The 21,542-nt window shown below is 68.8% G+C and carries 22 protein-coding genes; 15 read left to right on the plus strand and 7 right to left on the minus strand.

Going from position 1 to position 21,542, the window contains the following annotated elements:
• Positions 1-82: 82 nt before the first annotated feature.
• From QRN63_RS15375 to QRN63_RS15390, 4 genes are read left to right on the plus strand one after another with little or no spacing between them, the layout of a single operon-like run.
• Positions 83-1,606 carry a sugar transferase gene (locus tag QRN63_RS15375; RefSeq protein ID WP_267318145.1) on the plus strand — a complete coding sequence of 508 codons (1,524 nt, stop codon included), beginning with the start codon at positions 83-85 and terminating at the stop codon, positions 1,604-1,606.
• Positions 1,607-1,643: 37 nt separating this feature from the next.
• A complete protein-coding gene (locus QRN63_RS15380) occupies positions 1,644-2,873 on the plus strand; it encodes a lipase family protein (protein WP_285031551.1) in 1,230 nt (409 codons plus the stop codon).
• Positions 2,863-3,666, plus strand: coding sequence for a biotin--[acetyl-CoA-carboxylase] ligase (locus QRN63_RS15385; protein WP_285031552.1), 804 nt, complete (start codon positions 2,863-2,865; stop codon positions 3,664-3,666). Before QRN63_RS15380 ends, QRN63_RS15385 begins: the two co-directional genes overlap by 11 nt.
• A 20-nt stretch (positions 3,667-3,686) precedes the next feature.
• Positions 3,687-4,205, plus strand: coding sequence for a PH domain-containing protein (locus QRN63_RS15390; RefSeq protein ID WP_285031553.1), 519 nt, complete (start codon positions 3,687-3,689; stop codon positions 4,203-4,205).
• Here the strand turns inward: QRN63_RS15390 and QRN63_RS15395 are convergent.
• Complete coding sequence (locus tag QRN63_RS15395) at positions 4,160-4,774, minus strand: GtrA family protein (RefSeq protein ID WP_061000763.1); 615 nt, start codon at positions 4,772-4,774, stop codon at positions 4,160-4,162. The genes QRN63_RS15390 and QRN63_RS15395 overlap by 46 nt on opposite strands.
• Positions 4,775-4,891: 117 nt before the next feature.
• Between QRN63_RS15395 and QRN63_RS15400 the strand changes: the two genes are divergently transcribed.
• Genes QRN63_RS15400 through QRN63_RS15415 form a run of 4 tightly spaced genes read left to right on the plus strand, consistent with a single transcriptional unit; the run spans position 4,892 to position 8,682 of the window.
• Positions 4,892-6,121, plus strand: coding sequence for a 5-(carboxyamino)imidazole ribonucleotide synthase (locus QRN63_RS15400; RefSeq protein WP_285031554.1), 1,230 nt, complete (start codon positions 4,892-4,894; stop codon positions 6,119-6,121).
• Complete coding sequence (purE, locus tag QRN63_RS15405) at positions 6,114-6,629, plus strand: 5-(carboxyamino)imidazole ribonucleotide mutase (RefSeq protein WP_064861128.1); 516 nt, start codon at positions 6,114-6,116, stop codon at positions 6,627-6,629. The genes QRN63_RS15400 and purE overlap by 8 nt, the downstream gene beginning before the upstream one ends.
• Positions 6,630-6,640: 11 nt before the next feature.
• Positions 6,641-7,465 (plus strand): class I SAM-dependent methyltransferase, encoded by an 825-nt coding sequence (locus QRN63_RS15410; RefSeq protein WP_267318140.1) that lies wholly within the window; start codon positions 6,641-6,643, stop codon positions 7,463-7,465.
• Between the two features lie 56 nt (positions 7,466-7,521).
• A complete protein-coding gene (locus tag QRN63_RS15415; RefSeq protein ID WP_285031555.1) occupies positions 7,522-8,682 on the plus strand; it encodes an acyl-CoA dehydrogenase in 1,161 nt (386 codons plus the stop codon).
• Positions 8,683-8,691: 9 nt separating this feature from the next.
• Here the strand turns inward: QRN63_RS15415 and QRN63_RS15420 are convergent, their stop codons facing one another.
• Positions 8,692-9,408, minus strand: a complete 717-nt coding sequence (locus QRN63_RS15420) for a TIGR03089 family protein (protein WP_285031556.1) — start codon at positions 9,406-9,408, stop codon at positions 8,692-8,694.
• 2 nt (positions 9,409-9,410) lie between these two features.
• Positions 9,411-10,847: an LCP family protein gene (locus QRN63_RS15425; RefSeq protein WP_502888149.1), complete on the minus strand. Its 1,437-nt coding sequence runs from the start codon at positions 10,845-10,847 to the stop codon at positions 9,411-9,413.
• A 135-nt stretch (positions 10,848-10,982) separates the two neighbouring features.
• On the opposite strand from QRN63_RS15425, the gene QRN63_RS15430 reads away from it, so the two are divergent.
• Entirely contained in the window at positions 10,983-11,897 is a 915-nt protein-coding gene (locus tag QRN63_RS15430; RefSeq protein ID WP_285031558.1) for a glycosyltransferase family 2 protein, read from the plus strand.
• 50 nt (positions 11,898-11,947) lie between these two features.
• Positions 11,948-13,024: a mannose-1-phosphate guanylyltransferase ManB gene (gene manB, locus QRN63_RS15435; RefSeq protein ID WP_061000748.1), complete on the plus strand. Its 1,077-nt coding sequence runs from the start codon at positions 11,948-11,950 to the stop codon at positions 13,022-13,024.
• Here manB and QRN63_RS15440 read toward each other — a convergent pair.
• From QRN63_RS15440 to cofD, 3 genes are read right to left on the minus strand one after another with little or no spacing between them, the layout of a single operon-like run.
• Positions 13,006-13,551 (minus strand): NUDIX hydrolase, encoded by a 546-nt coding sequence (locus QRN63_RS15440; protein ID WP_285031559.1) that lies wholly within the window; start codon positions 13,549-13,551, stop codon positions 13,006-13,008. The genes manB and QRN63_RS15440 overlap by 19 nt on opposite strands.
• Complete coding sequence (locus QRN63_RS15445) at positions 13,548-14,912, minus strand: coenzyme F420-0:L-glutamate ligase (RefSeq protein ID WP_285031560.1); 1,365 nt, start codon at positions 14,910-14,912, stop codon at positions 13,548-13,550. Before QRN63_RS15445 ends, QRN63_RS15440 begins: the two co-directional genes overlap by 4 nt.
• Complete coding sequence (gene cofD, locus QRN63_RS15450) at positions 14,909-15,910, minus strand: 2-phospho-L-lactate transferase (protein WP_267318134.1); 1,002 nt, start codon at positions 15,908-15,910, stop codon at positions 14,909-14,911. The genes QRN63_RS15445 and cofD overlap by 4 nt, the downstream gene beginning before the upstream one ends.
• 536 nt (positions 15,911-16,446) lie before the next feature.
• Here cofD and QRN63_RS15455 point away from each other — a divergent pair.
• A complete protein-coding gene (locus tag QRN63_RS15455) occupies positions 16,447-16,710 on the plus strand; it encodes a WhiB family transcriptional regulator (protein ID WP_267318518.1) in 264 nt (87 codons plus the stop codon).
• A 23-nt stretch (positions 16,711-16,733) separates the two neighbouring features.
• Here QRN63_RS15455 and QRN63_RS15460 read toward each other — a convergent pair whose 3' ends face one another.
• Complete coding sequence (locus QRN63_RS15460) at positions 16,734-17,156, minus strand: metallopeptidase family protein (RefSeq protein WP_267318517.1); 423 nt, start codon at positions 17,154-17,156, stop codon at positions 16,734-16,736.
• Between the two features lie 119 nt (positions 17,157-17,275).
• Here QRN63_RS15460 and QRN63_RS15465 point away from each other — a divergent pair, with 119 nt between their 5' ends.
• The 4 genes from QRN63_RS15465 to manA all read left to right on the plus strand — a co-directional run bounded on the left by QRN63_RS15465 (position 17,276) and on the right by manA (position 21,525).
• Entirely contained in the window at positions 17,276-17,707 is a 432-nt protein-coding gene (locus tag QRN63_RS15465; RefSeq protein ID WP_267318133.1) for a DUF3499 domain-containing protein, read from the plus strand.
• Positions 17,708-17,825: 118 nt separating this feature from the next.
• A complete protein-coding gene (locus QRN63_RS15470; protein WP_285031561.1) occupies positions 17,826-19,205 on the plus strand; it encodes a phosphomannomutase/phosphoglucomutase in 1,380 nt (459 codons plus the stop codon).
• Positions 19,202-20,293 (plus strand): TobH protein, encoded by a 1,092-nt coding sequence (locus tag QRN63_RS15475; RefSeq protein WP_267318131.1) that lies wholly within the window; start codon positions 19,202-19,204, stop codon positions 20,291-20,293. The genes QRN63_RS15470 and QRN63_RS15475 overlap by 4 nt, the downstream gene beginning before the upstream one ends.
• Before the next feature lie 5 nt (positions 20,294-20,298).
• A complete protein-coding gene (gene manA / locus QRN63_RS15480; RefSeq protein ID WP_285031562.1) occupies positions 20,299-21,525 on the plus strand; it encodes a mannose-6-phosphate isomerase, class I in 1,227 nt (408 codons plus the stop codon).
• Positions 21,526-21,542: the final 17 nt, after the last annotated feature.

Raw genomic sequence — 21,542 nt, forward strand, 5'->3', positions numbered from 1 at the left:
GAGCAAACGATGCGATAGTAGTCACAGTTCGCTGAGCGGGGGCTATAGCGAGCAGCCAGCAAATGGGAGGGAGTAGCCGTCAGTGTCAGTGGCAGAAGAACTCTTCGTTCCTGAGGCTTCTCCCGCGCGTCCTGTGCGGGCCGTCGCGCCTTTAGCTGACCGGGCGTGGCAGACGCGTTACCGCTGGTGCCTCATCGCATTCGATCTGGTCGTGGTGGTGTTGGCCCTGGCGAGCGCTCAGTTCGTCAAACTCGGGACACCGGTCGCCTCCCTGGAATTCACTTCGACGTACCTGCACGTCTTCTCGTACTACTCGGTGCTGTCGCTGTTCGTCGCCGTCATCTGGTTGGCCATGCTGGCCGCGTACCGCACCCGGTCGCCGCGCATCGTCGGCGCCGGTGTCGAGGAGTACCGCCGGGTGTTCTCCGCGACGCTGGCCACCGTCGGCATCATCGCCGTCGCACTGATGATCTTCCGCCCGGAATACGCCCGCGGCTACCTGGCCGTCGCGCTGCCGCTCGGCCTCGTCGGTCTCGTCGTGGGCCGCACCGTCTGTCGCCGGGTGCTCGCCCGGCTGCGCCGGCGCAACAAGTGCGTCGCCAATGTGCTGGCGGTCGGTGACCCGCGCGCCGTGAGCAACCTGGTGCAGTCCCTGCACCGTGAATGGTGGTACGGCTACTCGGTCCGCGGCGTCTGCCTCACCGGACGGCCGGCGGGCGGCACCTTCGAGGTGGCCGGGGTCGGCGAGCTGCCGGTGCTCGGCAACGAGACCCAGGTGTCCGACGCCATCACCCAGGCCGCCTTCGACGCCGTCGCCCTGACCACGACCGACCACCTCGGCCCCGAGGGAATGCGCGAACTGTCGTGGGAGCTCGACAAGCTGGGCATCGACATGGTCGTGTCCCCGAGCGTCATCGACGTCGCCGGCCCCCGGCTCACGATGCGTCCCGTCGCCGGTCTGCCGCTCATCCACGTCGAGCGTCCGCAGTACAGCGGGACCAAGAAACTCCAGAAGCGCGCCTTCGACGTCTTCGTCGCACTGTTCGCGCTGACGGTGACCTCGCCGCTCATGGTGTTGTCGGCCATTGCCATCAAGCTCACCAGCCGCGGCCCGGTCTTCTACCGCTCCGAGCGAATCGGCCTGGACGGCAAGCCTTTCCAGATGACGAAGTTCCGCACCATGGTGCAGGGCGCCGACCGCATGGTCGACGACCTGATCAGCCTGGACCTCAACGAGAGCGGCAGCGGGGTGCTGTTCAAGATTCACGAGGACCCGCGCGTCACGATGGTCGGAAAGTACCTGCGGCGCTACAGCATCGATGAACTGCCGCAGTTCTTCAACGTCCTGCGCCGCGACATGAGCGTCGTCGGGCCGCGCCCGCCGCTGCGCCGTGAGTTCGACACGTACAACGAGCAGGTACGCCGCCGGCTGCTGGTGCTCCCCGGGATCACCGGGCTGTGGCAGGTGAGTGGCCGGGCCGACCTGTCGTGGGAGGACTCGGTGCGACTCGATCTGTCGTACGTCGAGAACTGGTCCATCACCAACGATCTGCTGATCGCGGCCAAGACCTTCCGCACCATCATCGGCGGTTCCGGCGCCTACTGAGCCCGGACGGGCGACCGCCGGTGAATAATCCCCTTTGATGCGTAAAGCCCTGCCGTGGATAGTGGTGGCCGTCCTGGTCGTCGGTGGTCTCACCGCCGCGACCTACCTGCGGCCACTCGCGTTGATCGGGACCTCGAAGGCCCTGGACATGTTCATCCCGCTCTCGGGGGCGCCGGAGCCGATCGGTTCGGCCGATCTCTCCGGCTCCGGCCCCGGCACCCTGCTGTCGGCGACGACGATGCCCGGGGTCACCAGCACCTTCACCGGCCAGGGCATTCGCGCCGCACGTGTGGTGTACCACTCCACCTCGGGTGACACCGGTGCGCAGACCGTCGTCTCGGGCACGGTATTGACCCCGCAGGGCCGGGCGCCCACGGGCGGCTGGCCGGTGGTGGCCCTCGGGCACGGCACCCTGGGCATCGACAACAACTGCGGGCCGTCGCTGTCGCCGACCCTGATGAACCTGCTGCCCATCGCGAAAGTGGTGATCAATCTCGGGTACGCCGTCGCGCTGGCCGACTACCAGGGCCTGGGCGTCAAGGGTGTGCACCCGTACTCCGACGCCCGCACCGCGGGCCTCAACATGATCGACGCGGTCCGTGCGGCACGGCATGTGTTCAGCGATGTCGGGGCGACGTGGGCGGCGTTCGGCGACTCCCAGGGCGGCGCCGCGGCCTGGGCCGCCGATGAGCAGGCCGAGCCCTACGCCCCGGAACTCAAGCTGGTCGGCGCCGTCGCGATCGCGCCCGCCGCTGATATCAGCGGTCTGGTGGCGAAATCGCAGACGGGCACGTTGACCAGCGAGCAGCGGCCGGTGCTGCAGGCGCTGATCGAATCGCTGGCCCGGCTGCACCCGGACCTCAACCGCGACGACTACCGGCACGGCGGTGCCGCCCGCTACTGGAACGTGCTGACGGACTGCAGCGCCGGCGCGGCCTACAAGCGCGCCGTCGCCGCCGGGCAGCTCGGGCCGCGCGACTTCCTGCCGGTGTCACCGGATGCGGCCCAGCGGCTGCAGGATCTCTTGCAGGCGTGGGCAATTCCGCAGCGACGGCTGACCGCGCCACTGTACGTTTGGTACGGCGGTCAGGACCCCTTCATCGATTCCACCTGGACGAAGGCCGCCGTCGGCCGGGCCTGCTCGCTCGGTGGCACGGTGACGACCGAATTCGACCCGCGGGGTGGCCACAACCCACCCGCGGCGCAGGAGATGCTCGACTGGATGGCGGATCGGTTCGCCGGGAAGAAGGTAACCAATGACTGCTGAGCTGCTCCCGCTGGACGCCGCGGCGATCCAGGCGTCCGTCGGCGACGGCTGGCGGGTCGAGGTCGTGGCCCAAACCGGTTCCACCAACGCCGATCTCGCGGGCCGGGCGCAGTCCGGCGAGAACGTCGCGGGCGTGGCCCTGTTCACCGAGGATCAGACCGAGGGACGAGGGCGCCAGGGCCGGAGCTGGACGGCAGTGCCGCGTTCGCAGATTCTGGTGTCGATCGGTGTGGACACCACCGACGTGCCGAGCGAGACCTGGGGCCTGCTGTCGCTGGCGGCGGGCGTGGCCGTCGTGGAGGCCGTCGCCGAGGTGGCCGGCGTGCAGGCCGCGCTCAAGTGGCCCAACGACGTGCTGGTGGGCACCGGCAAGCTGGCCGGGATTCTCGCGGAGGTCGCGACGGGCTCCGGCGGGTCGCCCGTCATCGTCGTCGGTATCGGACTGAACGTGTCGCTGGCGGCGGACGAACTGCCCGACCCGGTCGCCGTCTCCCTGCTGAGTCTCGGTGTGGCACAACCGGATCGGCAGCGGCTGGCCGTGGCGCTGCTGAACCGGCTGCACGCCCGGATCGCCGAGTGGCGCGCGGGTGGGAACGTCGAGCTGCTGGCCATCTACCGCAAGCACAGCTCCACCATCGGACAGTCGGTGCGGGCCGAGTTGCCCGGCGGGCGCGAGGTGGTCGGGCAGGCGACGGGCATCGACGCGGGCGGTGCGCTGGTGATCGAATCGGCCGACGGCGTGGTGGCCGTCTCGGCGGGTGACGTCGTCCATTTGCGTCCCGCCGCCGGCTGAGGACCGCCTAGAGTCTGGGTATGGGTTACCCGGACAATGTGCTGGCAGCCGACGAACATGTTGTGCTGCACCGGCACCCGCACTGGAAGCGACTGATCGGTGCGGTGCTGGTGCTGCTGGCCGGAACGGCGCTGGCCGCGTTCCTCGCGGCGCTGGTCAATCACACCAACTGGGATTCGAACGCCAAGAACATCATCTTCGCGGTGATCGGGGTGGTCTGGCTGGTGGTGATCGGCTGGCTCACCGTCTGGCCGTTCCTGAACTGGCGCTCAACCCATTTCGTCATCACCGACCGCCGGGTGATGTTCCGGCGCGGCGTGCTGACGCGGTCGGGTATCGACATTCCGCTGGCCCGCATCAACAGTGTGGAGTTCCGGCACCGGCTACTGGACCGGATACTGCGCACCGGGACCCTGATCATCGAGTCGGCTTCGCAGGATCCCCTGGAATTCCATGACATTCCGCGGGTGGAACAGGTCCACTCGCTGCTGTATCACGAAGTCTTCGACACCTTGGGTTCCGAGGAGTCGCCCAGCTGAGGGTCGTCGCCGAGTTCGTCGTAGGCCTCGGCGAAACCGCCGGCGGTGATCGTCGCCTCGAGCGTCATGTCGGGCGCGTGCTTGGCCATCTCGTCGGGGAACACCCAGCGCCGGAACGCCCAGAAGCGGAACGCCATCTGCAGCAGGTTGCCGATGATGTACGCCGACACGAAGTCGGCGATGTTCTCGACGGTCAGCGACACGTTGGGCTGACGCAGCTGCAGCACGTAGCTGGACACCCACAGCGGGGCCATGCTCAGCAGCACGCCCACGCCACTGACGGCGAAGAACAGCAGCGCCTCGTGGTGACGCAGGCGGCCACCGCGGTTCTGGAAGCTCCATTCGCGGTTCAGCACGTACGACGCGATGACCGCGACGATGCCGGCGATGATCTTGGCGGTGACCGGCTTGGGCTCGAGCACCGTGAGCTTGAGGGTGTAGAAGATGCCCGAGTCGATGACGAACGTCGTGGCGCCGACAATGGCGAACTTGATGAGCTCGTGATGCCGCTCGGCAAACGGCCGAATCACTCGGGGGAGCCGCGCGATCGTGGCCTCGGTGAACGACATAAGCGGCCAGTTTACGGAAAGTACCTGCATTTCACGTACCCGTGCAGGTGGCAGGCGGTAGCTAGTCGGCATAGGCAGATTCGGGGGACACCCGCGGTGCGTGACAAACTAGGCGCCGTGACGCAACCCCCCGTCGTGGCAATGATCGGTGGCGGCCAGTTGGCCCGCATGACCCACCAGGCAGCCATCGCACTCGGCCAGACCCTGCGGGTACTGGCGGTTTCCGCCGATGAGCCCGCCGCTCAGGTGAGCCCGGCGGTGGTGCTGGGCTCGCACACCGACCTCGAGGCATTGCGCCAGGTGGCGGCCGGTGCGTCGGCCCTGACGTTCGATCACGAGCACGTGCCGACCGAGCTGCTGCAGGCCCTCGTCGCGGACGGGGTCAACGTGGCCCCGCCGCCGTCGGCGCTGGTGCACGCCCAGGACAAGCTGGTGATGCGGCGCCGGCTGGGCGAGCTCGGCGCGCCGGTGCCGCGCTACCGCGAGGTGGCGTCGACCGCTGATCTCGATGCCATCGATGAGCTTGCCGCCGAGGTCAGTGGTGGCCTGGTGGTCAAGGCCAGCCGCGGTGGCTATGACGGCAAGGGCGTCACCCTGACCGACGACGTGGCGCAGGCCCGCGCCGCCGCCGAGGGCTACCTGGCCGCCGGGGTCGCGGTGCTGGTGGAGGAGAAGGTCGCCATGCGCCGCGAGCTGGCCGCGCTGGTCGCCCGCTCGCCGTTCGGGCAGGGCGCGGCATGGCCCGTCGTGCACACCGTGCAGGAGGACGGCATCTGCGTCGAGGTGATCGCGCCGGCGCCGCAGCTGGACCCCGCCGTGGCGACGGCGGCCGAGCAGCTCGCGCTGCGGATCGCCGATGAGCTCGGCGTGGTCGGCGTGCTGGCGGTCGAGCTCTTCGAGACCTTTGATGAGGAGCGCGGTGTCGGCCTTGTTGTGAATGAGCTGGCCATGCGGCCGCACAACTCCGGGCACTGGAGCATGGACGGCGCGACGACCAGCCAGTTCGAGCAGCATCTGCGTGCGGTCCTGGACTACCCGCTGGGGTCGACGGCGCCGCTGGCGCCGGTGACGGTGATGGCCAACGTGCTGGGCGCGCCGACACCGCCCGAGATGACCATGGACGAACGCCTGCATCACCTGTTCGGCCGGCTGCCCGAGGCCCGGGTGCACCTGTATGGCAAGGGGGAGCGGCCGGGCCGGAAGATCGGCCACGTCAACATCGTCGGCGCGCCGGGCGGCTCGCTCGACGACGAGGACTACGTGGCCGACGTACGTGAGCGCGCCGTCCGGGCCGCGCACTGGTTGTCACACGCTGAGTGGACCGACGGATGGAGTGGACATGAGTGAACGCGCGGGAGGCCCCCGGGTCGGCCTGATCATGGGCAGTGACAGTGACTGGTCGGTGATGGAGGACGCGGCCACCGCGCTCGCCGAGTTCGAGGTGCCGTTCGAGGTCGGCGTGGTGTCGGCGCACCGCACCCCGCAGCGCATGCTCGACTACGCCAAGACCGCCGCGGACCGCGGTGTCGAGGTGATCATCGCCGGCGCCGGTGGCGCCGCGCACCTGCCCGGCATGGTGGCGTCGGCCACTCCGCTGCCGGTGATCGGTGTGCCGGTGCCGCTGGCCCGCCTCGACGGCATGGACTCGTTGCTGTCGATCGTGCAGATGCCTGCCGGCGTTCCGGTGGCCACGGTGTCGATCGGCGGCGCGCGCAACGCGGGCCTGCTGGCGGTACGCATCCTGGGGTCGGCCGATGCCGCTTTGCGCGCGCGGATGCAGCGTTTCCAGGAGGACCTGGAGCAGATGGTGCTCGACAAGGATGAGGCGCTGCGGAATCGGTTGCTGGGCAAGTAAGCTCACGATCGATGAAATCCTCATTCGCGCGGTACCGCAGCGTCGGCCACAAACTCGTCACGGGATTCATGGAGCCTGAGGTGCTCCTGGTCGCCGGTGCGCTGGACGAGGCCCAGCGGGCCAGGTCCGTCGGCGGTGCGGTCGCCGAGATCGGCGTGCACCACGGCAAGCTGTTCATCGGCCTGAACCTGTTGCAGCGGGACGACGAAAAGTCCGTTGCCATCGACATTTTCGGCGACCAGGACCTCAACATCGACGGCTCCGGGGCCGGTGACCTGGCGAAGTTCACCAGCAACGTCGACGTCTGGTCGTCCATGGACGGCGTGGTGATCCACCAGGGCGACTCCACGAAGCTGACCCCCGAGGTGCTGCTGGAGGAGGCCGGCGGGCCCGTCCGGTTCTTCAGCGTCGACGGTGGGCACACCGAGGAGATCGTCTACAGCGACATGCAGCTGGCCGAGGCCACCCTGGCCGACGGCGGCATCGTCATCGCCGACGACGTCTTCAACGAGTTCTGGCCCGGTGTCGCGGTCGGCACGCTCAAGTACCTCGACGACGGCGCGGGGCTGGCCCCGTTCGCGATCGGCTTCAACAAGGTGTTCTTCACCCAGCCGGAGTTCTGCGACTACTACCAGGCCGAACTCGAGTCGGCGGCGCACCGCTCGGCCCGGATCCAGCACACCACCTCCGTTTTCGCCGGCCATCCCGTGCTCCTGCTGGGTCCCGTGACGGCCGTCGATCTGCTGCGCCGCAGCGAGACGTTGCGCACCGTCTATCACCGCACCTACCGCGAGTTGGTCCGTGGGCTGCAGAAGGTGTCGGGTCAGGGGCGGTAAAGTTACCGGCGAGTAGCAACCCGCATCTCGCCACATGGGCAGGCAAGGAGCCATCAATGTCTATCGGTAACCCGTCGTTCGATCTGTTTCAGCTGCCGGAAGAGCATCAGGAGCTCCGGGCCGCCATCCGGGCCCTGGCCGAGAAGGAGATCGCGCCGTTCGCCGCCGAGGTCGACGAGCAGGCCCGGTTCCCCCAGGAGGCCAGTGACGCACTGACGGCGTCCGGCTTCAACGCCGTGCACGTGCCCGAGGAGTTCGGTGGCCAGGGCGCGGACTCGGTGGCCGCCTGCATCGTCATCGAAGAGGTGGCCAGGGTCGACGTCTCGGCGTCGCTGATCCCCGCGGTCAACAAGCTCGGCACCATGGGCCTGATCCTGAACGGCTCCGACGATCTCAAGCGCAAGGTGCTGCCGGATTTGGTTGATGGCGCGCTTGCTTCTTATGCGCTGTCTGAACGGGAGGCCGGCAGTGACGCCGCGGCCATGCGCACCCGCGCCAAGGCCGACGGCGACGACTGGATCCTCAACGGCGCCAAGGCCTGGATCACCAACGGCGGCAAGTCGACGTGGTACACCGTGATGGCGGTGACCGACCCCGACAAGGGTGCCAACGGCATCTCGGCGTTCATGGTGCACATCGACGACGAGGGCTTCACCATCGGCCCGAAGGAGCGCAAGCTCGGCATCAAGGGCAGCCCGACCGTCGAGCTGTACTTCGAGAACTGCCGCATCCCCGGCGACCGCATCATCGGCGAGCCCGGTACCGGCTTCAAGACCGCGCTGGCGACGCTCGACCACACCCGTCCCACCATCGGCGCGCAGGCCGTCGGTGTGGCGCAGGGTGCGCTGGACGCCGCGATCGCGTACACCAAGGACCGCAAGCAGTTCGGCAAGGCGATCAGCCAGTTCCAGGGTGTCGAGTTCATGCTCGCGGACATGGCCATGAAGACCGAGGCGGCCCGCCTCATGGTCTACAACGCCGCGGCCCGCGCCGAGCGCGGTGAGGGCAACCTGGGCTTCATCTCGGCGGCGAGCAAGTGTTTCGCCTCGGACGTCGCGATGGAGGTGACCACCAACGCCGTGCAGCTGTTCGGCGGGGCCGGTTACACCGTCGACTTCCCGGTGGAGCGCATGATGCGCGACGCCAAGATCACCCAGATCTACGAGGGCACCAACCAGATTCAGCGGGTCGTGATGTCCCGCGCCCTGCTGCGCTGACGCCGCGCGCTAGAGGTCGGCAGTGACCTTCTCCGTCGCGCGGCGCCGGTCCAGTGCGCCCGCGTCGGGGTTGGTCACCTGCACCAGGGAGGCGCCGCCGGCGAACACCGCCAGCAGATTGGCGACGAGTTCGTCGGGGCTGCCCCACGGTGCCGTCGACAGGAGCCGGGTACCGGTGGTGAAACCCTTTGCCGCCGCGCTGTTTCGCGCCGCGGCGAGGACGTCGTCGACGGAGCGGCCGGCCAGCGCCGGCCCGGGGGTCCGTTCGGGCACGATCTGATCGCCGTGCACCCGCACGGACGTCGCGTAGTCGGTGACGCCGATCGGAAGGTCGGGGACGGGCTTGCCGAACGGATCGAGCGACAGCACGACAACCTCGCCGGCGCCGGTCTCGTCGGCCGCGTCGATGCGGTCGGCCGTGCACAGGGCGATGTCACACTGGGTCGGAAGCGGTTCTCCGACAACCACTTCCGCACCGATATACCAGATTCCGAAAAGCACGCCCGCCGTCTGCCAGTGCGCGGGCAGGAGCACCGCGACCCGGCTGCCCGGGCCCGCGCCGAGTTCGTCACGCAGCAGGTTGGCGGTCTTGGCGGCCCAGTTGCCCAGCGTCACCGCCGACAGCTCGATGCGTTCGCCGGTGGCGTCGTCGTAGTAGGTGATCCGCGGCCCGGCCGGGTCGTCACGCAGCAACGGGTCGAGGATCGCGTTGGACAGATTGGTCACGGTCAGTCCACGCACTTCGGATCGGCCGCGCCCGCGGTGATGATCGGCGACGGCGGTACCGGAGTGCTGGAGCCGGAATCGCTGGTGTCGGAAGCGGATTGGGTCACGGTGTGGCTGCCGCCCTCCAGGCCGGAGCCGGGGCCCGCGTAGTCGTGCGACAGCACCACCCGCACCGCGCCGCTCGGCACCGAGGCGTTCTCCACGACGGGCAGGTTGCCCAGTTGCTGGGCGATGGCCTTCGCCCCGAGGTCGTCCGACTTCGCGGCCTGGATCTGGCTCGACGTCACGTGGTCGGCCTCGTTGTTGCCGACTTTGCCTGCGACGAAGCCCTTTTCGGTGAGGACCTCCGACACCGCGGCGGCCAGCCCGTTGATGTCACTGTCGTTGACGACGTCGACGGTGGTGTTGCCGGGGGTGTACACGAGCTCTTCGGTCTTGCCCGCGGCCTGGTCCTGCAGCAGACCGGCCACCCACTGCTGCACCTGTGCGGGGTCGACGCGCACGACGCTCTGGGCGCCGTCGTCGCTCCAGCCGTCCTCGGCGAGCACGGGGATGGTGGCGAACGCGACGTTGCCGCCCGCCAGCTTCTGCATCTGCTGCACGAAATCCATGATGTCCCAACCGTCGGACAGCACCACCGAGCGCTGCACGGCGTTCCGGAGCCGGCTCAGGGTGCTGGGGCTGGACAGGGTCTGCCCGGAGATGATGTCGTGCGCCAGCGACGCCATGAAGACCTGCTGGCGGGTCACCCGGTCCAGGTCGCCGCGCGGCAGATCGTGGCGCTGCCGCACGAAGCTCAGGGCCTGCGGGCCGTTGAGTTTCTGCCAGCCGGCCGGGAAGTTGGCGCCCGACAACGGTTCATCGACGGCGTTCTTCAGACACACGTTGACGCCGCCGAGCGCATCGGTGATCAAGGCGAAGCCCAGCAAGCCGACTTCAGCGTAGTGATCGACGGTCACGCCTGTGAGCTTTGCCACGGTTTTGATGAGCGCTTCGCGGCCGGCCTCGACGGCTTTCGGCTCGGCGGTGGCGGCGTCCTCACCCTGCTCCTCGACGAGTTCCTTCATCTTCTCGAGCTTCACCTGACCGAAGACACCGTTGATCTTGGTCTTGCCGAGCCCCGGCGCCTGCACATAGGAGTCACGCGGGATCGAGATGGCGGTGGCCGAGCGCCCATTGTTGGGGATGCGCACGAGGATGATGGTGTCGGTGTTGGTGGACACGTCGTCGCCGGCGCGCAGCGTTGCGAGTTCTTCCTCTGACAAGGGATTTCCGTGCGCGTCGGTACGGCTGTCCATGCCCACCAGGAGGATGTCGACGGCACCGTCGTCGCCTCCGCCGCCGAGGGCCGCGGTACTGATGCGGTTGATGCCCGATTCCAGCGAACGCAGGCTGCTCCAGGCCACCCCGGTGCCCACCATCACGAGCACCGTCGTCATGACGGCGAGGATGCGGAACAGTCGACCTGGCACCAGGACAGGCTACTGGTGAGGGCCTGCCGTGGCCGGTAGCCCGGGGTTCGGCGGGTCACACCCTGGTGCGGGTACGGCCGTCGGCCCGCTAACCTCTAGGCCGTGATCGAGCAGCCATCGGGACCGCCGGACCGACCGCTGCTCGTGGTGACGGTGACCTATTCACCCGGCGCGCATCTGGACCGTTTCCTGAAGACGCTGGCCCACGCGACCGAACGCCGCCTGCTGGTGGTGATGGCCGACAACGGATCGACCGACGGCGCGCCCGAGGCGGCCCTGGAGCGGTACGCCGACGTCGAGTTGTTCCGCACGGGCGGCAACCTCGGCTACGGCACCGCGGTGAACCGCGCCGTGGCGGCGTACCTCGACACGCCCGACAGCGTCGTCGACCAGGAGTTCTTCGTCGTGGTCAACCCGGATGTGCAGTGGGGGCCGAACAGCATCGACGAGCTGTTCGCCGGAGCGGCGCGGTGGCCAGGGGCCGGTGCGGTGGGTCCGCTGATCCGCGACCCCGACGGCTCGGTCTATCCGTCGGCGCGGCATCAGCCGAGCCTGATCCGCGGCGGCATGCACGCGGTGGTGGGTCCGTTCTGGAAGTCCAACCCGTGGACGGCGGCCTACCGCCAGGACCGGTTGGAGCCCAGCGAACGCGCCGTCGGCTGGTTGTCGGGCTCATGTCTGTTGTTGCGCACCAAGGCGTTCCGGCAGATCGGCGGATTCGACGAGAACTACTTCATGTACATGGAGGACGTCGACCTGGGGGACCGGCTGGCGCGCGGCGGCTGGGAGAACGTGTACGTCCCCGCGGCCGAAATCCTGCACGACAAGGGACATTCCACCGGTCGGGACCCGGCCCGCAATCTCGCGGCGCACCACCGCAGTACCTATACATTCCTTGCCGACCGGCATCCGCACTGGTGGCAGGCCCCGCTGCGCTGGACCATCAAGTCGGCCCTGCGCGCCCGCGAACGCGCGGTGGTGGGCAATAGCAGGCGGAAGCGCCGTCAGGCGAACTAGGCTACCGGCGATGACCTCGAGGCTTGAAAGGACGCGAGTTGAGTGACGCGGTGAATCCGGTTGACGTCGACGCGGTCATCCTGGTGGGTGGGCAGGGCACGCGGCTGCGCCCGCTGACGCTGTCGGCGCCCAAGCCGATGCTGCCGACGGCGGGGGTGCCGTTCCTGTCCCACCTGCTCGCCCGGATCGCCGCCGCGGGTATCCGCCATGTGGTGCTGGGCACCTCGTACAAGGCGGAGGTCTTCGAGGCGGAGTTCGGCGACGGTTCCAAGCTGGGGCTGGAGATCGAGTACGTGGTCGAGGAGGAGGCCCGGGGCACCGGTGGCGGTATCGCCAACGTGGCGCCCAAGCTGCGCCACCCGACCGCCATGGTGTTCAACGGTGACGTGCTCTCCGGGCTGGATCTCGGCGCGATGGTCGCCAGCCACCGCGAGCGGCAGGCCGATGTCACGCTGCACCTGGTGCGCGTGAGCGACCCGCGCGCGTTCGGTTGTGTGCCAACCGATTCCGATGGGGTGGTGACAGCCTTCCTGGAGAAGACGCAGGATCCGCCGACCGACCAGATCAATGCCGGCTGCTACCTGTTCCAGCGCGCGGTGATCGACGAGATCCCCACCGGCCGGGAGGTGTCGGTCGAGCGCGAGGTGTTCCCGAAGCTGCTGTCCGACGGGTTCAAGGTGTGCGGTTACGTCGACGCCAGCTACTGGCGTGACATGGGCACCCCCGACGACTTCGTCCGCGGCTCAGCGGATCTGGTGCGCGGTATCGCACCGTCGCCGGTACTCGACGGGCACCGCGGCGAGAGCCTGGTGCACGAGGGTGCCGCAGTCGCGCCCGGTGCGCTGCTGATCGGCGGGACCGTGGTGGGCCGCGGCGCGGAGATCGGCGCCGGTGCCCGGCTGGACGGTGCGGTGATCTTCGACGGCGTCAAGATCGAGGCCGGGTCGGTGATCGAGCGGTCCATCGTCGGGTTCGGCGCCCGGATCGGCCCGCGGGCGCTGATTCGCGACGGCGTGATCGGCGACGGCGCCAACATCGGTGCCCGGTGCGAGCTGCTGCGCGGCGCGCGGGTGTGGCCCGGTGTCACCATCCCGGACGGCGGTATTCGCTACTCCACGGACGTCTGAGCGGCCCGCGCGAGCCGCTCCAGACCCGGGTCCGGGCCCGGCAGCCCGTCCAGGGGCCACCACCGCAGATCCAGTGATTCATCGCTGCAGTGAATCTCGGCGTGCTCCGGCGCGACGGCCAGGTATTGCACGTCGAGATGCCGCGTCGGGACCCCCAGCGAGCAGGTCAGCGCGTGGACGTGCAGCGCGGCGGGCAACTCGGCGATCTCCAGCCCGGTGATGCCGGATTCCTCGGTGGCCTCGCGCAGCGCGGCGGCGCGGATGTCGGCGTCGACGTCCTCGCAGTGACCGCCGAGCTGTACCCACCGGCCCAACCGCGGGTGCAGCGTGAGCAGAGCCCTGGTCCGGGTGTGGTCGAGCACCAGCGCCGACGCGGTGATGTGCCCGGGTACGCAGGCGCGCCGGCAGGCGTCGGGGCGGGCCGCGACGAAGGCCGCGACGGCGTGCCGCAGGGTGTCCTGATCGGGGTCGGGCGCCGGCCAGTCGCGCAGCGCGATCAACACCGAATCGTGCAGCGAGTCGCTCATCGACGGATCAGCAGTTCGTCCGTCGGCACCGGCGGCCGCGGTTCGCGCGGCCCGTCGCTCTCGGGGAAGTGGCCGATGGCGATGGCGCCCAACGGTTCCCAGTCGGCCGGCAGCTCGAGCTCGGCACGCACGATGTCGCCGGCGAAGATCGTCGACCCGATCCAGCAGCTGCCGACGTCCCGCGCCGCCAGGGCCACCAGGAGCCCCTGTACGGCCGCGCCCACCGCGACGGTGAACATGGTGTGCTCGGCCTCGGTACGAGCCGCGTCCGGATAGCTGTGTGCGCCATCGGGGACCAGGAACGGGATGACGAGTTCCGGTGCGTCGTAGAGGATCTGGCCGCGGCCCACGCGCCGGTCGACAGCTTCGTCCGCGCGCCCATCCGAGGCGAGGTCTTTGCGCCACTTGTCTTTCATGCGGTCCAGCAAGCGGATTCGCGTGTCGTGGTCCTGTACCCAGACGAACCGGACCGGGCGGGTGTGGTGCGGCGCGGGCGCGGTGAGCGCCTCGGCGACGGCGTCCTCGATGAGTTCGGGCGCGACCGGCTCGGGGCTGAACGTGCGCACCGACCGGCGCATCAACTGCGCCTGCCTCCGGCCCAACGCCAGTGCCTCCTCGGTGCCCAGCCAGAACAGATCGTCCTGACCGGCGCGCACCAGGGTCCGGCCGTTCGAGCCGTCGTCACGCGGTGACAGGCCCCGCACCACGGCGACCGGGATGCCGGTCAGCTTGCCCTTGACGAGGTCTGCGGCCGCCGCGATCTCGTCGGCGATGGCGACCTCCGTCACCAGCAGCTCGTTGCCGTGGGTGTCCTGGACACCGGAATATCCGTGCAGCACGGCAAGTCCGGCCGCGCCGATGGCGGCATCGATCTGGCCGTTGCGCCAGGCCCGGCCCATGGTGTCGGTGATGACGACGGCGACGGTGACGCCGAGCCGCTCGGCCAGGCCGGCGCGCAGCCGGGTCGCGCTGCCGTCGGGGTCGACGGGCAACAGGGCCAATTCGGTTGTGCTGACGTTGGATCCGTCGACGCCGGCGGCCGCCTGGACCAGCCCGATGGCGTTCTCGGTGATCAAGGTGCGGCCCTTTCGCGCCAGCACCCGCACGGCCTCGTCGTCGATCAGCCTGCGCCGCAGGGCGTCCCGCTCGTCGGGGTCGGTCGGCGCGGTGACGATCCGGCCCTCGGATTTGGAGAGCACCTTGCTGGTGACCACCAGCACGTCGTCGTCGCGCAGCCAGGGGGCCGCGGCGGCGATGGCGGCGGCGACGTCGTCGCCGGGACGGAACTCGGGAAGCCCGGGCACCGGGAGGATCTCGATGGCGGCCGCGGCCCCGTGTTCTTCGGCTGCCGGGCCGGTCACAGGGAGACCCCTGCCAGTTGTAATCCGGCGCGGACCATCTCGGCCGTGGCCGCCGGATCGGTCATCAGCAGCGGCACGGCTTTGATATTGACGCCGTCGATCTCGGCGTGGTCGCCCTCGTCGATGAGCCAGCCGTCGAGGATGCCGGTCCCGCTGCGGGCGCCGTAGTGCGCGCCCACGGCCTCGGAGGTGCTGTCGACCCCGATCACCTTGAGGCAGTCATCGGCCATCCCGCGCAACGGCTTTCCGGCGACGATCGGGGAGTAGCCGATCACCTGTGCGGGGGTGGACCGCAGCGCGCTGCGCAGGCCGGGCACCGCCAGGATCGCGCCGATGCTGACGACCGGATTCGAGGGGGCCAGCAGCACGACGTCTGCGTCGGCGATGGCGTCGGCGACTCCCGGTGCGGCCTTTGCCTTCTCGGTGCCGATGAACGCGAAGCTGTGGGTGGGGATCTGGGCGCGGTAGCGCACCCACCATTCCTGGAAGTGGATGGCGCGCTGGTTGCCCGATTCGGGATCGGTTACCACCACGTGGGTTTCGCTGCGGTCGTCGCTGGCGGGCAGCAGCCGGGCGCCGGGCTGCCAGCGGTCGCACAATGCCTCGGTCACCTGGGACAGCGGATAGCCGGCCCGCAGCATCTGGCTGCGCACCAGATGCGTGGCCAGGTCGCGGTCGCCGAGGCCGAACCAGTCGGGCTGCACGCCGTACGCGGCGAGCTCTTCCTTGGCGTGCCAGGTTTCGTTGCGGTGTCCCCAGCCCCGTTCGGGGTCGATGCCGCCGCCGAGCGTGTACATGCAGGTGTCGAGGTCGGGGCAGATGCGGACGCCGAACATCCAGGCGTCGTCACCGACGTTGACTACCGCGGTGAGCTCGTGGGGGGAAGGGGCCGAGCCGTTTATGCCGGGTTCGGCGAATTGACCCAACCCCAGCAGTTTCTGGACGCCGAGCAGAAAACGAGCGCCGCCGACGCCACCGACCAGAACCGTCACCTTCACGTCGACTCACCCTAGGCGATGACGCGCGGGTGGAATGACGCGCCCGGATGGCAATTCGGCGCGCAGCAAACTTTAAACCTCATTATTCACTTGAGTAACAGCCGCATCAGTTATCGCCATTACCAACCACGTTGTGCGGCAGCGTGTTATTGGTCACTATCGCGACACGCCGCGGTAACGACGCGCCGTAATCAGGTCACAAGATGGTAGGAAATGCGCTTCATCCGCTTGACCGTGGCAGCTAACCCGTGTGTAATCACAACAGTGTCATTCCCGGTTTGTTTACCGGTTCCGGTGCAGCAGACTGAGATTCGACCGTTTGTTCGAATTTTGTTCGCCACTCACGGCACGCAGGGCGAGTAGTTGGACTCCGTTTTGAAAACTACGTAAAGCAGGGGAGGAGGCGGCAAATGTCTTATGAACACGCAGATTTCGATCACGTGATGCAGTTCGACGGGCGGATGCTCGGCTCTGTTGGGACCGCACCGCACACGAACACCGGACCTGTTCAGCACGTCGTCGCCGGACGGCCGCAGCTGAGTCTGGTGCCTGATCACATCGACACCGAACTCGAGTTCACGGAAGACCAGTGGCAGGAGCGTGCCCTGTGCGCGCAAACCGACCCGGAGGCGTTCTTCCCGGAGAAGGGTGGCTCGACCCGCGAGGCCAAGCGCATCTGCCAGGGCTGCGAGGTGCGTGACGCGTGCCTCGAGTACGCCTTGGCGCATGACGAGCGTTTCGGCATCTGGGGCGGTCTGTCGGAGCGCGAGCGCCGGCGGATCAAGCGCGGCGTCATCTGACATACCGCGGGTAGGTCGACCGACTAGTCGTCAAGGATGGTCGGGTCGATCACCGACGGTTCAACGCCGAGATACGTGGCTACCTGCGCCACGAGAATTTCGTGCAATAGGTCGGCGAGGTCAACGGAGTCCTTCGCCCGCCGTTCAATGGGCTTGCGGAACAACACGATTCGTGCCCGTGTCGAATTACCCCGAACATCCACCCCGGCCGGGATGAGTCGCGCCAGCGCCACCGGCCCGTCGGCGATCACCTCGGGCGGCCACTGGATGGCATCGGGATCCTTGGGGGAGATCCGCGGAATCTCGTCGACCGCGACGTCGAGTCCGGACACCCGACTGCTCCAGCGGCGTTCGATGGGTTCGTAGGCCTCGAGGACCGCCATGTCGAATCGCTCGGCGCGACTGCGCCATCCGGGAACTGTCGGGGGGAGGAGCGGGCCGCGCATGCCGCGTCGGCGGCGCACACGCGAGTGGGCCATCGGCCGATAGTAACGGTTGGAGATCGACGCGCCCGCGACGCGCGTGTCCGGCAGTGGGCGCGTCGGCGGCGCGATAATCTCGCCGAGTGAATGTTCCCCGTCGCTGCTGCCGGCCAGGTTGCCCGCACTACGCCGTGGCGACGCTGACGTTTGTCTACTCGGATTCCACGGCAGTCGTAGGTCCGTTGGCCACCGCGTCGGAGCCGCATTCGTGGGACCTGTGTGTGTCGCACGCCAGTCGCATCACCGCGCCCCGCGGATGGGAGTTGGTCCGCCACGCCGGCCCGCTGCCCACGCCCTCTGAGGACGACGACCTCGTCGCGCTCGCCGACGCAGTGCGCGAGGGACGCGACGCGCCTTCTCGCGGGGGCATCCCAACGGGTTTCACCGATCCGCTGCCCGGCAGCCATGCCGGCGCGCCCGGCGGCAACGTCATGGCCCCGCCCGCACCGCGCACTCAGCACAACGGGCGGCGCCGCGGCCATCTCCGGGTGTTGCCGGATCCGCCTGAGAGTTAGCGACTCAAGTCCTACCGAACCCCACCGACCGTCCGCGGGCAGATGGGCCAGCCGATAGGCTGACCATCACAGGCCCTCGGTGATGCAGTGGTCTGCGAACGACGAGATCGGGAGGGCTATGTCTCGGCCTGCTGCCTCTGTACAGCGCGTCATCAAGGCTTATGACGTGCGTGGGCTCGTCGGCGAGGAGATCGACGAGTCGTTCGTCGCGGATGTCGGTGGTGCGTTCGCCCGGTTGATGCGCGCCGAGGGCGCCACCCGGGTGGCGGTCGGTTACGACATGCGGCCCAGCTCACCGTCATTGGCCACGGCGTTCGCCGAGGGGGTCACCGCGCAGGGTCTGGATGTGGTCCGGATCGGGCTGGCGTCGACCGACCAGCTCTACTTCGCCGCGGGTCTGCTCGACTGCCCGGGTGCCATGTTCACGGCCAGCCACAACCCGGCCGCCTACAACGGCATCAAGTTGTGCCGGGCGGGCGCGAAGCCCGTAGGAAAAGAGACCGGGCTGGCCACCGTCGCCAGTGAGGTCACCGACGGCGTGCCCGGTCACGACGGCGCGGTAGGCAAGGTCGAGGAGCGCGACGTGCTCGCCGAATACGGCACGTTCCTGCGTTCGCTGGTCGACGTGTCGGCGCTGCGCCCGCTGCGGGTGTCGGTCGACGCCGGAAACGGCATGGGCGGGCACACCACGCCCGCGGTACTGGGCACCGTCGGGTCGATCACCTTGCTGCCGTTGTACTTCGAACTGGACGGCACGTTCCCCAACCACGAGGCCAATCCGCTGGACCCGGCCAACCTGGTTGACCTGCAGAAGCATGTGTTGGACAACGGTGCCGACATCGGCCTGGCGTTCGACGGCGACGCCGACCGCTGCTTCGTCGTCGACGAGAAGGGCGACCCCGTCTCGCCGTCGGCCGTGACGGCGCTGGTCGCCGATCGCGAGCTGGCCCGGGAGTCCGGCGCGACCGTCATCCACAACCTGATCACCTCGCGGGCGGTGCCCGAGCTGATCGCCGAGCGCGGTGGCACGGCGGTGCGCTCGCGCGTCGGCCACTCGTACATCAAGGCGCTGATGGCCGAGACCAATGCGATATTCGGTGGCGAGCATTCGGCGCACTACTACTTCCGCGACTTCTGGGGCGCCGACTCCGGCATGCTCGCCGCGCTGCACGTGCTGGCCGCGCTCGGGGAGCAGGACCGTCCGCTGTCGGAATTGATGGCCAAGTACCAGCGGTACGAGGCGTCCGGCGAGATCAACTTCACCGTCGCCGACGCACCGGCGTGCGTGCAGGCGGTCCTCACGTCGTACGGCAGTGAGATCGCCTCGACCGACGAACTCGACGGCGTGACCGTCGACCTCGGCGATGGGCGCTGGTTCAACCTGCGCAGCTCCAACACCGAACCGCTGCTGCGGCTCAACGTCGAAGCCCGCACCCGGGTGGAAGTCGACCAGATCGTCGACCACATCGCGGCCCAGATCAGGGCCACTACGCCATGAGTGCCGCCCCGGCGACCCTGGACCTCGACGATGTCGACGGTCTGATCGCGGCCGACCGCGACGGCCTGCTACGGGCGGCGTCGATGGCCGGTGCACAGACCCGCGCGGTCGCCGCGGCGCTCACTGAAGGCGAATTCGACAAGCTGCGCTCGGACCAACGTCCGCGGACCGTAACGTGGGTGTGCGGCCGCGGGGCATCGGGAGCGTCCGGTGCGGCCGGGACCGTGCTGGCCGCGGCGCTGGGGGCGACATCGTCGGTGCCGCTCGTCGTGACCACGGACGTGCCGCCGTGGATCGGGGCGCTCGATGTCGTGGTGGCCGCGGGCGACGACCCAGCGGACCCCGCACTGGTGACGGCGGTGGCGACCGGCGTACGCCGCGGTGCGCGGGTGATCGTGGTGGCGCCCAACGACGGTCCACTTCGCGATGCCGCCGCCGGCCGTGCCGTGGTGCTGCCGCCGCGGCTGCCGGTGCCCGACGACTTCGGCCTCACGCGCTATCTGGCCGCGGGGCTCGCGACGATGATGGTTGTCGACCCGGCGCTACGCATCGACCTGGATGCCCTGGCCGACGAATTGGACGCCGAGGCCCTGCGTAACAGCGCGGCCCGCGAGATTTTCACCAACCCGGCCAAGAACCTGGCGGAGCGGATGTCCGGACGGCAGGTGGTGCTGGCCGGTGAGGGCGCGGCAATGCTGGCGCTGGTCCGCCACGCCGCGACGGTGCTGCTGCGGGTGGCCCATCAACTGGTCACCGCGACCAGCGGGGCCGACGCCCTGGTGGCGCTGCACGGTGGGCTCGGCCGGCAGACCGTCGAAATGTCTTACGAGGACGCGCTTTTCCACGATCCCGAGATCGATGGGCCCGTGCCGGCCCGGGTGCGCACTGTGGTGCTGTGTGCTGACGTGGAGCGCCCGGGTGTGGTCGCCCGGATGGACCCCCTCGGCGGTGATGTCGACGTGGTCAGCGCCGACGACGTTCCCGACTCCGTCCTGCATGTGCCGGGTAGTCGCTTGGAACAACAGATCGCGATGCTCGCGGTCCGGCTGGAGATGACGGCCGTATACCTGAAACTGGTTCGAGGTTAGACATAGTGCATCTGCTACGAGGCGCGGTCAGGAACTACGCCTGGGGGTCGCGTACCGCCTTGGCCGATTTCACCGGAAGGCCAAGTCCCTCAGCGCATCCCGAGGCTGAGCTGTGGTTGGGCGCGAACCCGGGGGACCCGGCGCGGCTGGAGACGGCCGACGGTGAGGTGTCGCTGCTGGACGTGATCCGGGCCGATCCCGCCGGCGAGCTGGGGCCCGAGGTCCTGGCCCGTTTCGGCGAGTCGTTGCCGTTCCTGGCGAAGGTGCTGGCCGCCGACGAACCGCTGTCACTGCAGGCGCATCCCAGTGCCGAGCAGGCTGCCGAGGGCTTCAATCGTGAAGAGCGCCAGGGCATTGCCCTCAATGCGCGCAACCGCAACTACCGGGACCGCAGCCACAAACCCGAGTTGATCGTGGCCCTCGGCCCGTTCGAGGCGCTCGCCGGGTTCCGGCCCGTGGCCCGCACCGTCGAGTTGATGCGGGTGCTGGCGGTGTCCGACCTCGATCCGTACATCAACCTGCTGGCCGGCCAGTCCGACGCGGCGGGGCTGCGGGCCGTCTTCACCACCTGGATCACCTTGCCGCAGCCCGATCTCGACGTGCTGGTGCCGGCCGTCCTCGACGGTGCGGTGAACTACATCCGTTCGGGGGCAACGGAATTCGCGGCTGAGGCCAAGACCGTGCTCGAACTCGGTGAGCGGTACCCGGGAGATGCCGGGGTGCTGGCGGCCATGCTGCTCAACCGCATCAGCCTGGTCGAGGGGGAGGGCATCTACCTGCCGGCCGGCAATCTGCACGCCTATCTGCACGGTATGGGTTTCGAGGTCATGGCCAACTCCGACAACGTGTTACGCGGTGGTCTGACGCCCAAGCACGTTGATGTGCCCGAACTCCTGCGGGTGCTCGACTTCACCCCGACGGATGGGCGGCCGATCCATCCGCGGCCGGCCGAGGACGGTGTCGAGGAGGTTTTCGACACGCCCGCACCGGAATTCGCGGTGTCGGTCGTGCGGATCGGCGACGACCGGGTGGGCCATGCGGTCGAACTGCCCCGGGTGCATGCCGGCCCGCAGATTCTGCTGGGCACGAATGGCCGCGTGCAGGTGCATTCCGCCGATGGCGAGCTGACTCTGAACAAGGGCGCCGCCGCCTGGATCGCCGCCGGGGAGGGCCCCGTGCGCTTGGTGGCTGACGCGCCGTCGACGGTGTTCCGTGCGACGGTGGGGATCTAGAAAAACCTACGAAAGGG

Origin of the sequence: Mycolicibacterium sp. lyk4-40-TYG-92, from assembly GCF_030209435.1 — a bacterium.
GTDB lineage: Bacteria > Actinomycetota > Actinomycetes > Mycobacteriales > Mycobacteriaceae > Mycobacterium.

Excerpts from the sequence above, each read along its gene's own strand:
- QRN63_RS15380 (WP_285031551.1), top strand. The coding sequence starts at position 1,644 with ATGCGTAAAGCCCTGCCGTGGATAGTGGTGGCCGTCCTGGTCGTCGGT.
- QRN63_RS15385 (WP_285031552.1), top strand. The coding sequence starts at position 2,863 with ATGACTGCTGAGCTGCTCCCGCTGGACGCCGCGGCGATCCAGGCGTCC.
- QRN63_RS15390 (WP_285031553.1), top strand. The coding sequence starts at position 3,687 with ATGGGTTACCCGGACAATGTGCTGGCAGCCGACGAACATGTTGTGCTG.
- QRN63_RS15395 (WP_061000763.1), bottom strand. The coding sequence starts at position 4,774 with ATGTCGTTCACCGAGGCCACGATCGCGCGGCTCCCCCGAGTGATTCGG.
- purE (WP_064861128.1), top strand. The coding sequence starts at position 6,114 with ATGAGTGAACGCGCGGGAGGCCCCCGGGTCGGCCTGATCATGGGCAGT.
- QRN63_RS15410 (WP_267318140.1), top strand. The coding sequence starts at position 6,641 with ATGAAATCCTCATTCGCGCGGTACCGCAGCGTCGGCCACAAACTCGTC.
- QRN63_RS15415 (WP_285031555.1), top strand. The coding sequence starts at position 7,522 with ATGTCTATCGGTAACCCGTCGTTCGATCTGTTTCAGCTGCCGGAAGAG.
- QRN63_RS15425 (WP_502888149.1), bottom strand. The coding sequence starts at position 10,847 with ATGACGACGGTGCTCGTGATGGTGGGCACCGGGGTGGCCTGGAGCAGC.
- QRN63_RS15440 (WP_285031559.1), bottom strand. The coding sequence starts at position 13,551 with ATGAGCGACTCGCTGCACGATTCGGTGTTGATCGCGCTGCGCGACTGG.
- QRN63_RS15460 (WP_267318517.1), bottom strand. The coding sequence starts at position 17,156 with ATGCGCGGCCCGCTCCTCCCCCCGACAGTTCCCGGATGGCGCAGTCGC.
- QRN63_RS15470 (WP_285031561.1), top strand. The coding sequence starts at position 17,826 with ATGTCTCGGCCTGCTGCCTCTGTACAGCGCGTCATCAAGGCTTATGAC.
- QRN63_RS15475 (WP_267318131.1), top strand. The coding sequence starts at position 19,202 with ATGAGTGCCGCCCCGGCGACCCTGGACCTCGACGATGTCGACGGTCTG.